The following is a 14,303-nucleotide window of genomic DNA, read 5'->3' as shown; positions in this document are numbered from 1 at the left end:
TGCGAGGCGGGTGTTTCAGATCAGTGTGTCAGTGCATTCAGCGCAGGAAGGCCAGGACTTCGCCCAGCAACAACTCAGGGGCTTCTTCGGCAATGTAGTGCCCGGCCGGCAGCGCCTTGCCACGCACGTCGGTGGCGACTTTCTGCCATTCCTTGAGTGGCTCGAAGCAGCGGCCGACGGTACCTTCGGCGCCCCACATCACCAGCAACGGCAGGTTCAGGTGGTTGCCGGCGTCGATGTCGGCCTGGTCGTGCTCCAGGTCTATACCGGCGGCGGCGCGGTAGTCCTCGCAGATACCGCGAGCGGTGCCTGGCAGTTGCAGGCAACGCAGGTATTCGGCGAAGGCTTCATCGGTAAACGGTTTGAGCCCGGCACTGCGGCTGCCCATGACGCTGCGCAGGTACAACTCGGGGTTGCTCTCGATCAGCGCTTCAGGCAATGGCGCCGGACGGATCAGGAAGAACCAGTGCCAGTAGGCGCGGGCGAAAGCTTCGTCGGTCTGGGCGTACATCGACAAGGTGGGCGCGATATCCAGCAGCACCATGCGCTGAACGGCGGCGGGGTGGTCCAGGGCCAGGCGGTGGGCCACACGAGCGCCACGGTCGTGGGCCAGTACCGAGAAGGTGTCAAAGCCCAGAGCTTGCATCAGCTTGACGCCGTCGCGGGCCATTTCGCGTTTGGAGTAGTTGGTGTGGTGGTCGTTGGCGGGTGGTTTGCTGCTGTCGCCATAGCCGCGCAGGTCGGCGGCGACCACGGTGAATTGTTCGGCTAACTGTTCGGCGACTTTGTGCCAGATGACGTGGGTTTGCGGGTGCCCGTGCAGCAGGAGCAGACCGGGACCTGTACCGCCTTTGCGGTAACTGATGTCCACGCCGTTGACGTGGCACTGGTCTTTTTGGAATCCGGCGAACATGGAATGACTCCTCTTTGTAAGTGCTTGCATCGTGGAATCACGTGGGGTTCGGGGCAAGGGGGAAAGCGTGGAGGGGTTGTTCATGAAGTGTGTAGGAGCGGGGTACATATCCGTTGCTGCGGTAACGGCTACTTAGGGTTCCGCCCTTACGGCGGGTCACGGATTCAAGCCTGCGTTCGGCCATCGTGGTTAACGGGGCGCCTCAGATCAAAAGCAGAGCACAGCGGCCTGAAAGCCGACCTGAGTGGTTAGATCAAAAGCTAAAGCGGATCCGCATACACCGAAGATCTGCTTTTCTGTGGGAGCTGGCTTGCCTGCGATGCAGACACCTTGGTGTATCAGGCACACAGAGTTGATGCTATCGCAGGCAAGCCAGCTCCCACATTGGATGTGCAGGGTTATTGAAACTTCAGCCTTGCTTGAACATTTCCGTGGCTCGCTCGCGAATCTGCGCTTCAGTCAGGTCCTCCTTGCGCGTAGCCAAAAACCACAGATGACCGAAGGGGTCTTTCACGCTAGCCGAGCGGTCGCCGTAAAACTGATCTTTTGGCTCAGACACCGAAAGGGCGCCTGCATCAATGGCCTGTTGGTACTGCGCATCCACGTCTCTCACATACAGGTGCAAACCGACGCTGGTGTGTTCGTCAGGGTTGCGCAAGGCCATTTCGGGGCAAGGCGAGCCGAGCATGATCGCCGAGTCACCGATGCGCAGCTCGGCGTGGCCGACCTTGCCATCGGGCATGTCCAGGCGCATGACCTGGGTAGCGCCAAAGGCTTTCTGGTAGAACTCGATAGCCTCGGCGGCGTTATCGATGCCCATATACGGCGTGACGCTGTGATAACCCTCAGGGATTGGCTTAACGCTCATATCGTTCTCCTCAGGTGGGGTTGTGAAGGTCCGGCCTTTTCACTATAGGCCACGCCCGCCGTGGCTTGCAGGTAACCGACGAGGTGTTGGCAACTCGGTTTAACTGACAGGCCGGGTTGTCTGCATCGCAGGCAAGCCAGCGCCCACATTGATTGGGTTTTCAGGTCAGGTTTCGGGGCTGGGCTCAAGTAATTGCGCGCCGGGCCCACATTCCCCCAGCTTGTCATCCTGATTACGCAGGGGACACGCCTCCAGCGATAAACACCCGCAACCAATACAACCACTGAGTTTGTCGCGCAGCAGCATCAGCTTGTTAATGCGTTCATCCAGATCCTCGCGCCACAGCGCCGACAAGCGTTCCCAGTCCTGTGCAGTGGGCGTGCGCCCGTCCGGCAAGGTCTGCAACGCCTCGCCAATGGTCGCCAATGGAATCCCCAAACGTTGTGCGATTTTGATCACCACCACGCGCCGCAACACATCCCGTGGGTAGCGCCGTTGGTTACCGGCGTTGCGGTTGCTCTTGATCAACCCCTTGGACTCATAAAAGTGCAGCGCCGTAACCGCCACGCCACTGCGAGCGGCGAGTTGGCCAACGGTGAGTTCCTTGGTAAGCATAAAAAACTCCAGATAAGCGCTTGACCTTGACTTAACTAGAGGTTTTACCCTGCGTGGCATCGAATCGCAAGATTCTGCCTACAGAGAGAGGGGAGTGTTCATGCAGGTATCAGAGAAAAATCGCAGCTTCACTCAGTTGATCGAGTTTCAGATCGAGCCCCGGCAGCAATTTGCCCTGGTAGCGGCCTTGTCCACCCAGAGCGAGCGTCTGGCCCAGGGCCATGGCGGTTTTATCAATGCCAGTGTGCAAGTCAGCGACGACGGGCGGCGGGTGCTCAATTACCTGCAATGGCGCTCGCGTGAGGACGGCGAGGCGGCGTTCAAGTGTTTTGAGCACGGCGAGGAAGACTTCTGGATGCTGATTCGCGCCCACCAGGCCACGGCGGTGACCTTCGGTTCGTTCCAGGTGCTGCGCAGCTTCGAGCGCAGCCATGACAACGCGTTGCACTGCCGCCTAAATGGATAAATGCAGCATGCGCTCGCCCTGCACATTTTCGCCGGGGCGGCGTTTGTTTACCGCCAACTCGCCGATCTTGATCAGGCGCGTGCGCGTGACGTTGCGGCTCAAACCCAGCAGGTTCGCGGTGTGCACCTGGTTGTAATGGCTGAAACGGTAAGCGGCGCGCAATAGCGCGTCTTCGACCTTTTCATGCAGGGCGCCGGCCTGTTCTTCGAAGAGCTTTTGAAAGGCGCGGGCCAGCAAGGCTTCGGCGCTGTTGTCGGTGCCGTGCTGGCTGTCGTCCTGGCGCTCGATGCGCATGTTCGACAGGCGCAGATCATCACGCTCGATCACGCCATTACGGCAGATCAGCAAGGTGTGGTGAATCACGTTTTCCAGCTCGCGGATATTGCCCGGCCAGCTGTAGCTTTTGAGCTTGTGCTCGGCCTCGCGGCTGATGGTGATCGGGCCGTAGCCCAGGCGCTGGCTATAGGCTTCGATAAAATGCCGGGTCAGCGGCAGGATATCGCCGGGGCGCTCGCGCAATGGGCTGAGTTCGAGGCTGACCACATCCAGGCGGTAGTAGAGGTCTTCGCGAAAGTGCCCCGCGTTGATGGCTTTTTCCAGCTGCACGTTGGTGGCCGCCAGCACGCGCACATCAATCGCAATGCTCTTGCGCGAACCCAGGCGCACCACTTCGCGCTCCTGTAGTACGCGCAACAGTTTGACCTGGATCGCCATCGGCAAATCGCCGATCTCATCGAGGAACAAGGTGCCGCCGTCGGCCTCTTCGAACCAGCCGGCCTTGGCGCTGAGGGCGCCGGTAAACGCACCTTTTTCATGCCCGAACAATTCGGCTTCCACCAGGGATTCGGAGAACGCGCCGCAGTTCACCGCCACAAAGGGTCGGTTGCGCCGCGCACTGAGGTTATGAATATGGCGTGCCACCAGCTCTTTGCCGGTGCCGGTCTCGCCGATGATCAGCACACTCGCTTCGCTGGGCGCCACTTGCTGGATATGGTCGAGCAGCGCCTGGGATTTGGGGTCTTCGAAGACCTGGGCCGTAGCGCGAATCGAGGTCGCGAGGGCGGGCGAGGGCGGTAAGGTTAACAGCTGCATGGGCACCTCTCTCAGGAGTAGAACGTCGGGATCGGCAGGGACTGGTTCAACGCCCAGTCCCCCAGTTCGTGGAGTTTGTAATCCACCGGGTCGTGCAGGGTTTGCGTGCGCAAGTTGCGCCAGTGGCGATCCAGGCGCAGTGAGGCATGGGTCGAGCGCGCGCCGGTGACTTCAAACAGGCGGCTGCACAGGTCCAGGCCTTGGCGGGTGGCGGCGACTTTGGCGGTGGCGATGGCGATGGCCAGTTCGCCACGTTGCTGTTCGCTTAAGCTGGCACCTTTGGCCCAGGCCTGGTCGAGCAATTCGCCTGCGCGTTCGACCAGCAGGCGCACGCCTTCCAGGGCCACCCAGAATTCGCCGTAGTGGTGCAGCACGTAAGGGTCCTGGCGCACATCGCCCGCCGAGGATTTGTGCCACGCACGGGTTTCGGTGCGGGTGTAGTTGCGCGCTTCTTCAAAGGCGCCTTCGGCAATCCCGAGAAACATATACGTGAACGTCAACTGCGCGATCAGCGGGCGCAGGCAGGCGAAGGGCGTGCTCAACGGGCCGGGATCGAGCAGCAACTCGGACTCTTCGACGCGCACCCGTTCAAAGCTGGCGCTGCCGCTGTCGGTTTGGCGCTGGCCGATGTTGTTCCAGTCGCTGTGCAACGTAATGCCGCTGCGCCCGCTGGGAATCGCGGCGATCAGCAGTTTGCCGCCGGCGCTTTCGTCCACGGCCGAGGCGATGAGCATTTCCGAATCGCTGGCGCCGGAGCAGAAGCTCTTCTTGCCGGAAAACTCTCGCCAGCCGCCGAAATCCTTGACCACCGTGCGCGTGTCCAGCGGGTTGAGGGCGTTGCCCCAGAACCAGTTTTTACGCGCAGTTTGTTCGAACCACGGCTGCCATTGGTCCGGGCGCGCAAACAGGCGCACAGTGGCGAGCATCAGGTGGTGAAAGCCGAAGACATGGGCGATGGAGCTGTCGACCTTGGCGAACTCGCGCACGATGCCCAGGGTTTCACTCCAGCGCGCGCCGAGGCCGCCGTATTGCGTGGGGATGCTCAGGGCCAGCAGGCCGCTTTGGCGCAGCGCGTCCCGTTCGGCCTTGGGCGTGCCGCCGCGCTCATCGCGTTCAACGGCGGTGAGGGCAAATTCGGCGGCCAGCAGCTTGGCGGTCTGCAAGGGTGAAGGCAGGACGCTGTGGGGGTTGGCTGTCACGCGGGGTTCCTCAATGTCTGTCTGGCAATCACGTTCAAATGTGGGAGCTGGCTTGCCTGCGATAGCATCGCTGTGGTGCAACTGAAACGCCGCGTCGTTTGCATCGCGGGCAAGCCCGGTTCCCACAGGAGAGCAGTGTCCACATAGGGGGGGATTTCAGCGCGCTCAGGCTTTGGTGTTCGGCAACACATCATTGGCAATCATTTCGCCAAACGGCCCCGTGAGGTTGGTGATGCCGCGCCCGGCGAGGCTGGCGTAAGGTTCCGGCAACAGCGGGAACACCAGCTCGGCAAAGCGATAGGCTTCTTCCAGGTGCGGGTAGCCGGAGAAGATGAAACTCTCGATGCCAAGGTCGGCGTATTCCTGGATGCGTTCGGCCACCTGCTGCGGGTTGCCCACCAACGCGGTGCCGGCACCGCCGCGTACCAGGCCGACACCGGCCCACAGGTTGGGGGCGATTTCCAGGTTGTCGCGGCGCCCGTCATGCAGCGCCGCCATGCGCCGCTGGCCTTCGGAATCAAAGCGCGAGAAGGATTTTTGCGCCGCGGCGATGGTTTCATCGCTGATGTGTTCGATCAGTTTGGCGGCGGCTTTCCAGGCGTCTTCTTCGGTTTCGCGCACGATTACATGCAGGCGAATGCCGAACTTGACGGTGCGCCCATGGCGCGCTGCGCGTTCACGCACGTCGGCAAGTTTTTGCGCAACGGCGGCGGGCGGCTCGCCCCAGGTCAGGTACACGTCGACCTGCTCGGCGGCCAGGTCGTGGGCAGCATCCGACGAACCGCCGAAATACAGCGGCGGATACGGCTTCTGCACCGGCGGGTAAAGCGCTTTGGCGTTCTGCACACGCAGGTGCTTGCCTTCAAAATCCACCGACTCGCCCTGCAACACACGGCGCCAGATCTGTAGGAATTCGTCGGAGACTTCGTAGCGTTCACTGTGGTCGAGGAAGCTGCCGTCGCCACGGTTTTCGTCGGGGTCGCCACCGGTGACCACGTTGATCAGCAATCGGCCGTTGGACAAGCGGTCCAGGGTCGCGGCCATGCGCGCCGACACCGTGGGCGAGATGATCCCCGGGCGAATCGCCACCAGATAACGCAGGCGTTCCGTCAGCGGTACCAGCGCCGAGGCGATTACCCAGGAATCTTCACACGAGCGCCCGGTAGGAATCAGCACGCCGAAGTAACCGAGGCTGTCAGCCGCTTGCGCCACCTGCTTCAGATAATTGAGGGTGACCGGGCGCGCACCTTGGGTGGTGCCGAGGAAATGGCCGTCGCCATGTGTGGGCAGAAACCAGAAAACATCCATGACAAATCCTTAAGCGATTTTCAGCAGAGAGGGGGAGTGCGCGGCAAACAACGGCGCTGCGCGTTCTGCAGCCAGTTGAATGCGGGCTTTTAATAACTCGCTGGTTATTTGGTAGTCGGTGAAGTCAGCTTCGGTGGCGTACACACCGATCGGCAGGGTCAAGGCCTGGAAGAAGCTGAACAGCGGACGTAACTGGTGATCGAGGACCAGTGCATGGCGCTCGCTGCCGCCGGTGGCCGCGAGCAACACCGGAGTGTTGATCAAGGCGTTGAGGCCTACCAGGTCAAACAGGTGCTTGAGCAGGCCAGGATAGGAGCCGCGATACACCGGCGCGGCAACGATCAGCAGGTCGGCCTGTTCGATGGCCAACAGTTGCGTTTCGACCTCGGCCGGCAGTTCATCGCGTGAGAGTGCGCCGCCCAAGGGGCGGGCAATGTCACCCAATTCGATCAGGGTGGTCTGGATCGGCAGCAACGTGGCCAGTTCGGCCAGCACGGCCTGGGTCAATACCAAGGTGCGCGATGGGCGCCAGGTTCCGCCAGAGAGGGCAACGACATTCAGGGGACGGGACATAGAACAGTTCCTTTTTCAACAGGGGTGGGTAGCAGGTTAAGTGGAGCGTGTTGAGCAAGAGCTGTACCAATGGCTGCAAGCCTTGATTGGCGAGGGCTGCAGACGAACTGTTGAAAAAGGAGCTGTTGCCTGGTTGCGGTTTTGTTGAATGACTGTTGCCTGGGCAACAGTTGCGTGGCGAACAGTGTTGGTTGCGCGCAGGGCCATTTATAGAAGGTTATGGTTATGCCGTAAATGAACGTATTTCCATATTTATAGATCTTAAATGAATATGAGTGGGCGGCTATCAAGCATGCCGGAACGGTTGATAGCGACTATCACGGCGGATGATTTTTCACTGTGCGAGGGCGGGAGTAGCCTGTGTTCATTGACTACAAACCTCCTTCGCAGGGCCTTCACCATGAACCACTTTCTGGCTGTTTCCTTAATAGTTGTCAGCGCTGTCCTTGCCGGATGTGCGACCCATCCTTCGCCTGAGTCGCGTCCTTATACCGCCGAAGAAACCAGGCAATTGGCCCTTGAAGCCTTGAGTCGTCGTGGCCTGTCGTTTGATGAATATCAACAGCAGCGCGCCGCGTTGACCGGGCAGCCACAGAAGCCGTTCGGCTTCGACCACCAGGGCGAAATGAACGCCGAACGCAGTGTGGTGATGCACGGTCGCCCCAGTTGAGCCGGCGCCAAGTGGCAAAAAGCCCGAGGATTCCCTTAAGGAACCTCGGGCTTTTTGTTTGCCATTGGGATACTTCAGCCTGTTAAGCTGAATTTCAGGAGCGTTCCTACGCACATTTGCATAAAGTGGTCCTTCTTTTATGGCATCCGACGGGTTAAACCTGACGACCTCTGTTCCGGTCGATGCCCTCCCGAGGCGCTGTCCTGGGGAATACGCTCTGCGAGTCTTAACGTCATGAATAAACGTCCGTTGTATTTCGACTACGCCGCCACCACGCCGGTGGATGAGCGGGTCATTCAAGTGATGGTCGAGTGTCTGGGTTTTAATGCCAACTTCGGCAACCCTGCGTCCAGCTCCCATGCGTTTGGCCAGGCGGCCCGGCACACGGTCGAGCAGGCGCGGCGCCAAGTGGCCGAACTGGTCGGCGCCCAACCTGAACAAATCGTCTGGACCTCCGGTGCCACAGAATCCAACAACCTGGCGATCAAGGGGGTGGCCCAGGCGCGAGGTGTGGCAGGTGGGCATATCATCACCAGCCAGATCGAACACAAGGCCACATTGGATACCGCGCGGCAGTTGCAGGACGCCGGCGTGGCCGTGACCTACCTGGTGCCGGACGCTGAAGGCTTGATCAGCGCCGAGGCAGTCAGTGAAGCCTTGCGCGAAGACACCTTCCTGGTGTCGCTGATGCTGGTAAACAACGAGTTGGGCACCCTCAATGACATCCCCGCCATTGGTGCGCGCGTACGTGAGCACGGCGCGCTGCTGCATGTGGATGCGGCGCAAGGCGCGGGCAAGGTCGCGATCGACCTGGCTGAATGGCCGGTGGACCTGATGTCGTTTTCTGCGCACAAGCTGTACGGCCCCAAGGGCATTGGTGCGCTGTATGTTGGCCCGCGCGCGCAGCAGAAGGTACTGGCGCAGATTCACGGTGGCGGCCACGAAGGCGGATTGCGCTCCGGTACCCTGGCGACTCACCAGATTGCCGGTATGGGAACTGCCTTCGCCTTGGCGGCGCAGTCCTTTGCTGAAGAAAAAGCCGCTATCGTCGCGTTGCGTCAGCGGCTGCTCAATCAGTTGGAAACGATTGCCGGCGTGCGCCTCAATGGCAGCGCCACCCAGCGCATTCCCCATACACTGAGCCTCACGTTCACCGAGGGTGAATTTAATTCCCAGGCCCTGAGCGTAGGTATCGCGTTTTCGGCCACCTCGGCGTGCAATTCGGCGAGTAATGCGCCGTCACACGTGCTTCTAGCTTTGGGCCATGACGCACGCAGCGCCGGTCGAACTATTCGCTTGAGCCTGGGCCGGTTTACCACCGAGCAGGATATCGATGCAGCCGTGCAGTTGATCAAGGCCGCACTGGTCAGTGCGCCGGCGTTCTGGGCGGTCTGATTTTTCAGTCACAACACATAACAATTATGAGTGGTTAGCAGGAGACATGATGAGCACGCAGCCTTTGACCCATGGAACGGTTCCCCAGCGCCTGGCGCATACCCGCGAACTGATGCGCCGCGAGGGCATCCATGCCCTGCTGGTGCCGTCGGCCGACCCGCATCTGTCCGAGTACTTGCCGGGTTACTGGCAGGGGCGGCAATGGCTGTCGGGGTTTTATGGCTCGGTAGGCACGTTGATTGTCACCGCGGATTTTGCCGGCGTGTGGGCCGACAGCCGTTACTGGGAACAGGCGACCAAGGAGCTCAAGGGCAGCGGCATCGAATTGGTGAAGCTGCAACCGGGCCAACCCGGCCCGCTGGAATGGCTGGCCGAGCAAACCCCGGAAGGCGGCGTGGTCGCAGTGGACGGCGCGGTGATGGCCGTGGCCTCGGCACGTACCTTGGGCGCCAAGCTGGCCGAGCGCGGTGCGAGCCTGCGTACCGATATCGACCTGTTGAATGAAGTCTGGCAAGACCGCCCGGCCTTGCCGAACCAGCCGATCTACCCACACCTGCCGCCGCAGGCGACGGTCAGCCGTGGCGACAAACTCGCCGCCCTGCGTGCCAGCTTGAAAGAGAAGGGCGCCGATTGGCACTTCATCGCGACCCTGGATGACATCGCCTGGCTGTTCAACCTGCGCGGCGGTGATGTGTCGTTCAACCCGGTGTTTGTGTCCTTTGCCTTGATCAATCAACAGCAGGCCACGCTGTTTGTGGCGCTGAGCAAGGTCGATGCCGAGCTGCGCGCGGTACTGGAGCGGGACGGCGTGACCTTGCGCGACTACAGCGAAGTGACGGATGCGCTGCGTGCAGTTCCGGCGGGTGTTAGCCTGCAAGTTGATCCGGCACGCGTCACCACCGGTTTGCTGGAAAACCTCGATGCCGGCGTGAAGCTGGTCGAGGGCTTGAACCCGACCACGCTGGCCAAGTCGCGCAAAAGCCTGGCGGACGCCGAACATATCCGCCAAGCCATGGAGCAAGACGGCGCGGCGCTGTGTGAATTCTTCGCCTGGCTGGACAGTGCGTTGGGCCGTGAGCGCATCACCGAGCTGACCATCGACGAGCACTTGACCGCCGCGCGTACCCGTCGCCCCGATTATGTGTCGCTGAGTTTCAACACCATCGCAGCGTTCAACGCCAACGGTGCGATGCCGCATTACCACGCCACCGAAGAAGAGCATGCGTTGATCGAAGGCGATGGCCTGTTGCTGATCGACTCCGGCGGCCAGTACCTGGGCGGCACCACGGATATTACGCGCATGGTGCCCATCGGCACGCCAAGCGACGAGCAGAAACGCGACTGCACGCGCGTGCTCAAGGGCGTGATTGCTTTGTCGCGTGCGCATTTCCCCAAGGGCATTCTCTCGCCATTGCTGGATGCCATCGCCCGTGCGCCGATCTGGGCCGAAGGCGTGGACTACGGCCACGGTACAGGTCATGGCGTAGGCTATTTCCTGAATGTGCACGAAGGTCCGCAGGTGATCGCCTACCAGGCCGCCACCGCACCGCAAACCGCAATGCAGCCGGGGATGATTACTTCGATTGAACCAGGTACCTATCGCCCGGGTCGCTGGGGCGTGCGCATCGAGAACCTGGTGTTGAACCGCGAAGCGGGCAAGACCGAGTTCGGTGAGTTCCTCAGGTTTGAAACCCTGACCCTGTGCCCGATCGACACCCGTTGCCTGCAGCCGTCGTTGCTGACGGCGGATGAGCGCGAATGGTTCAACGCTTACCACGCCGAGGTGCGTGAACGCCTGAGCCCGCTGCTCAGTGGTGCAGCCTTGGAATGGCTGCAGGTGCGTACCGCCGCTATCTGATCGGTTGCCGTTCAGGGGCCTTGCCCCTGGCCGGCTGGCGTCGATTGGGGGCCGACACCACCTAATTCGCCGATACGCAACGTGACATGGATCCGCACCGCTTCGACCGGCATACGGTAAACGCCGCTTGCGATTTGCTCGCAAGCGGCGCTCAGGGGCGCCTGGCGATCGAGTTTTAGCGGAGCGCTTCGCGCACAAATTCCAGACGGTCCTGACCGAAGAACAGGTCATTGCCTACAAACATACTGGGTGCACCGAATACCCCGCGCTGAACAGCCTGTTCGGTTTTGTCCTTGAGGGCGGCTTTTACCTTTTCATCGTTGGCCAGGTTCAGGACTTCCTCTGGGTCGAAACCGGCCTCACTCAGCACGGCGGCCACGACGGCGGGGTCGCCCAGATGTCGACCTTCGACCCAAATGGCGCGAAACAGGCAGTCGATGAAGGCCTGGAAGCGCTCGGGCTGGCGCATCTGGATACCCATGACGGCACGCATCAGCACCAGGGTATTGATCGGGAAGTGCGGGTTGAACTTGAGCGCCACGTTGTAGCGTTTGGCGTATCGCGCCAAGTCATCAAACATGTAACGACCTTTGGCCGGCACGCTGATGGGGGAGGCGTTGCCGGTGGCTTTGAACACGCCACCCAGCAGCATGGGTTGATACACCAGTTGTGCACCGGTCTCGGCGCAAAGCGCAGGCAATTGTGTATAGGCCAGGTAAGTGGCCGGGCTGCCGAGGTCGAAAAAAAATTCCAGGGTTTTACTCATCGTCGATTCTCGCTGCTTATTGTTGTTCTTGATCGGAGGCGGCGTGCCTACCAGGGTTCATTCCAGGGGCGCAGGTCCAGTTCGAAGGTCCAGGCGTCGCGTGGTTGGCTATGCAGGTACCAATAGTTGTCGGCGATGTGTTCGGGGTTGAGGATGCCGTCCTGATCTTTCTGCGCGTATTTTTGCGGGAAATTGTCGCGAATAAAATCTGTGTCGATAGCGCCGTCGACCACCACGTGGGCCACATGGATGTTCCTGGGCCCCAATTCCCGCGCCATGCTTTGCGCGAGCGCACGGATACCGTGTTTGGCGCCGGCAAATGCGGCAAACCCTGCACCGCCACGCAGCCCGGCAGTGGCGCCGGTGAACACAATAGTGCCGCGTTCGCGGGTGACCATGCGTTTGGCGACTTCGCGGGCATTCAGGAACCCGGAGAAGCAGGCCATCTCCCAGATTTTGAAATATTTGCGCGCGGTTTCTTCGAGGATGCTGCACGGCACGTTGGCGCCGATATTGAAGACGAAAGCTTCGATGGGGCCAAGCTCGGTTTCTATCTGCTCAACCAGCGCGATCACCTCATCTTCTTTGCGCGCATCACAGGCAAAACCGTGGGCTTCTCCGCCCGCCGCCTGAATGCTCTCGACCAAGGGCTGTAGTTTATCGGCACTGCGACGGGTGACGCAGGCTACATAGCCTTCACGGGCAAAGCGTCGGGCAATGGCGCCACCGGTTGCATCACCGGCACCAACCACCAATACGATTTTTTTGTTGGGTGTCATGGGAACTCCGTTGCTCGAGTGTCGGGCAGGAGTGTAGCCGCAGCAGAGCGAAGGGCGTGTAAAGAGAAAGGAGCAGCCGGAAGAGGACTGCTCGGGCGGTCATTTACAGATGACGATCATACTGCGGCTGGTGTAGCCGGCAGGGTTGATACCGAAAGGATAGTCGCCTGGCTCTTCGGAATTGTCACCGGACTTGGCGATAACCCGGTAGCCCTTGGCGCCGCAGGAGTTGGCTGCACTGGTGTAGCACTGGTCCCAGGAGGAGGACAGGCCGGAACAGTTGATGTGCATGCCTTTTTTGCCCCGTTTCACTTCTGTCTTGGTGGTCGCAGCACAGCCAGCAATGCCCACGACCAGTAACAGTATCAAAATTCGTTTCATTACTATCCTTATAGCCGCGTCGCAAAAAGGCTCGATGCAGGCTTAACTCGCTCTCGATTGTAGCGTTCAGCTGTCCCTGTCGAAATTCTCCATGAAAGACATTCGTTTACGGCTTAAACATGGCCTAAATGAGCGGCAAATGCCAGAGCTGCCTGCGATGAGAATCAATCGGCTGGCACCAACGGTTTGGATTCGTTGCGCATCGTCAGTGTGGCACCGACGGAGGCGAAGATAATGCAGGTGATTGCCAGCCATTGCGCGAGGGACAAGTGCTCCTGCAGGAAGAACAGACCGGAGAGCGCGCCGAATGCGGGCTCAATGCTCATCAAGGTGCCGAAGGTGCGAGCGGGCAGGCGAGTAAGCGCGACCATTTCCAGGGTATAGGGCAAAGCGGTGGACAGGATGGCTACACCGATAGCAACGGGAATCAGCGAGGGCGTCAGCAGTGCGGCGCCGGCATGGACGATGCCGATCGGCGCCACGAACAAAGCGGCGATCATCACGCCGAGGGCGGCGGTTTGCACGCCGTTGTCGTTGCCGGCTTTTTGCCCAAACAGGATATAGAGTGCCCAGCAAACGCCAGCGCCCAGTGCATAAGCGGCGCCGATCAAGTCGATGCCGGTGCTGGTTTCTCCGGTGGGGATCAACAACAGCAGGCCCGCGACCGCGAGACCGATCCATACAAAGTCCACCGCCCTGCGCGAGGCATAGATAGCCACGGCAAGCGGGCCGGTGAATTCCAGCGCTACTGCGATGCCCAGGGGGACTGTACGCAAGGACATATAGAAGAGGAAGTTCATGCCGCCCAATGCCATGCCGTAGACGATGACAGTGCGCAGGGACTTGGCCGTGAGCTTGGCGCGCCATGGGCGTAACAGCAGCAGCATGATCACACTGGCGAAAATCAGCCGCAGAGTAGTAGTGCCCTGTGCGCCGACGATGGGGAACATGCTCTTGGCCAGCGAGGCACCCGACTGGATGGAGGCCATGGCGATCAACAGCAGGCCGACCGGGAACAATGCCGAGGCCAGGCTGCGAGGTGGAGTGGTCATTGGGGCGGGTGTCCGAAGTCGTGGTAAAGAAGCAGAGCGGCTATGATGCTTAACTGGCGGCTTTTGAGCAATATATTGCTCAGCTCTGGTTGCTGTCCTCTTTATATAGAAAGGGATAGGGCTTTTTGGGGTTTTTGATAGAGAATCTAAATTAAGTGTTGACGGCGTTTTATATCTGTCTATAATTCGCCCCACTTCCGGCGCAGCCGAAACGGAAAACTCCTTGGTAAACAACGAGTTACGAAGTTTTCGGCAGCAAGTTGCTTCAGTTCATCGAAGCCAAAAGGAAGTTGAAAAAGAGGTGTTGACAGCAGCGTGTAACGCTGTAGAATTCGCCTCCCGCTAACGAGAGATCGTAAGCGCAAGTG

General features: G+C 60.2%; 15 protein-coding genes. 4 read left to right on the top strand and 11 right to left on the bottom strand.

Features of this window, described 5'->3' with window-relative positions; all coding sequences use genetic code 11:
• Positions 1-37 precede the first annotated feature (37 nt).
• From GIW28_RS19445 to soxR, 3 genes are all read right to left on the bottom strand, one after another.
• Positions 38-913 carry an alpha/beta fold hydrolase gene (locus GIW28_RS19445; protein ID WP_099547890.1) on the bottom strand — a complete coding sequence of 292 codons (876 nt, stop codon included), beginning with the start codon at positions 911-913 and terminating at the stop codon, positions 38-40.
• Between the two features lie 409 nt (positions 914-1,322).
• Positions 1,323-1,781, bottom strand: coding sequence for a VOC family protein (locus GIW28_RS19440; RefSeq protein WP_236448255.1), 459 nt, complete (start codon positions 1,779-1,781; stop codon positions 1,323-1,325).
• A 165-nt stretch (positions 1,782-1,946) separates the two neighbouring features.
• Positions 1,947-2,396 (bottom strand): redox-sensitive transcriptional activator SoxR, encoded by a 450-nt coding sequence (gene soxR, locus GIW28_RS19435; protein WP_099547892.1) that lies wholly within the window; start codon positions 2,394-2,396, stop codon positions 1,947-1,949.
• Between the two features lie 100 nt (positions 2,397-2,496).
• Here soxR and GIW28_RS19430 point away from each other — a divergent pair, with 100 nt between their 5' ends.
• The gene (locus tag GIW28_RS19430) at positions 2,497-2,862 is read left to right on the top strand and encodes an antibiotic biosynthesis monooxygenase (RefSeq protein WP_099547893.1); all 366 of its coding nucleotides are present in this window, start codon (positions 2,497-2,499) and stop codon (positions 2,860-2,862) included.
• Here GIW28_RS19430 and GIW28_RS19425 read toward each other — a convergent pair.
• The 4 genes from GIW28_RS19425 to msuE all read right to left on the bottom strand — a co-directional run bounded on the left by GIW28_RS19425 (position 2,851) and on the right by msuE (position 7,034).
• Positions 2,851-3,954 carry a sigma-54 interaction domain-containing protein gene (locus tag GIW28_RS19425; protein WP_099547894.1) on the bottom strand — a complete coding sequence of 368 codons (1,104 nt, stop codon included), beginning with the start codon at positions 3,952-3,954 and terminating at the stop codon, positions 2,851-2,853. The genes GIW28_RS19430 and GIW28_RS19425 overlap by 12 nt on opposite strands.
• A gap of 11 nt (positions 3,955-3,965) precedes the next feature.
• Positions 3,966-5,153, bottom strand: coding sequence for an acyl-CoA dehydrogenase family protein (locus GIW28_RS19420; protein ID WP_169985832.1), 1,188 nt, complete (start codon positions 5,151-5,153; stop codon positions 3,966-3,968).
• Positions 5,154-5,318: 165 nt separating this feature from the next.
• Entirely contained in the window at positions 5,319-6,461 is a 1,143-nt protein-coding gene (ssuD, locus tag GIW28_RS19415) for an FMNH2-dependent alkanesulfonate monooxygenase (RefSeq protein ID WP_017136344.1), read from the bottom strand.
• Between the two features lie 9 nt (positions 6,462-6,470).
• Positions 6,471-7,034: an FMN reductase gene (gene msuE, locus GIW28_RS19410; protein ID WP_017136343.1), complete on the bottom strand. Its 564-nt coding sequence runs from the start codon at positions 7,032-7,034 to the stop codon at positions 6,471-6,473.
• 400 nt (positions 7,035-7,434) lie between these two features.
• Here msuE and GIW28_RS19405 point away from each other — a divergent pair, with 400 nt between their 5' ends.
• The 3 genes from GIW28_RS19405 (at position 7,435) to GIW28_RS19395 (ending at position 10,957) form a co-directional block, all read left to right on the top strand.
• A complete protein-coding gene (locus GIW28_RS19405) occupies positions 7,435-7,704 on the top strand; it encodes a hypothetical protein (protein WP_138453707.1) in 270 nt (89 codons plus the stop codon).
• Positions 7,705-7,938: 234 nt separating this feature from the next.
• Positions 7,939-9,099 (top strand): cysteine desulfurase family protein, encoded by a 1,161-nt coding sequence (locus GIW28_RS19400; RefSeq protein ID WP_236447885.1) that lies wholly within the window; start codon positions 7,939-7,941, stop codon positions 9,097-9,099.
• A 49-nt stretch (positions 9,100-9,148) separates the two neighbouring features.
• On the top strand, positions 9,149-10,957 hold the full coding sequence (locus tag GIW28_RS19395) for an aminopeptidase P family protein (RefSeq protein ID WP_236447886.1): 1,809 nt from the start codon (positions 9,149-9,151) through the stop codon (positions 10,955-10,957).
• Positions 10,958-11,132: 175 nt separating this feature from the next.
• Here the strand turns inward: GIW28_RS19395 and GIW28_RS19390 are convergent, their stop codons facing one another.
• The 4 genes from GIW28_RS19390 to rhtA form a co-directional block, all read right to left on the bottom strand.
• Positions 11,133-11,723, bottom strand: coding sequence for a 2-hydroxychromene-2-carboxylate isomerase (locus GIW28_RS19390; RefSeq protein WP_017136339.1), 591 nt, complete (start codon positions 11,721-11,723; stop codon positions 11,133-11,135).
• Between the two features lie 47 nt (positions 11,724-11,770).
• Positions 11,771-12,502: an SDR family oxidoreductase gene (locus GIW28_RS19385; RefSeq protein WP_017136338.1), complete on the bottom strand. Its 732-nt coding sequence runs from the start codon at positions 12,500-12,502 to the stop codon at positions 11,771-11,773.
• Positions 12,503-12,601: 99 nt separating this feature from the next.
• Complete coding sequence (locus GIW28_RS19380) at positions 12,602-12,883, bottom strand: hypothetical protein (RefSeq protein ID WP_017136337.1); 282 nt, start codon at positions 12,881-12,883, stop codon at positions 12,602-12,604.
• Positions 12,884-13,047: 164 nt separating this feature from the next.
• On the bottom strand, positions 13,048-13,935 hold the full coding sequence (gene rhtA, locus GIW28_RS19375; RefSeq protein ID WP_017136336.1) for a threonine/homoserine exporter RhtA: 888 nt from the start codon (positions 13,933-13,935) through the stop codon (positions 13,048-13,050).
• Positions 13,936-14,303: the final 368 nt, after the last annotated feature.

It is taken from the genome of Pseudomonas sp. PA-5-4B, assembly GCF_021606215.1.
In the GTDB taxonomy this organism is placed as follows: domain Bacteria; phylum Pseudomonadota; class Gammaproteobacteria; order Pseudomonadales; family Pseudomonadaceae; genus Aquipseudomonas; species Aquipseudomonas edaphica.
This window is presented reverse-complemented; position numbering and strand designations above follow the sequence as displayed.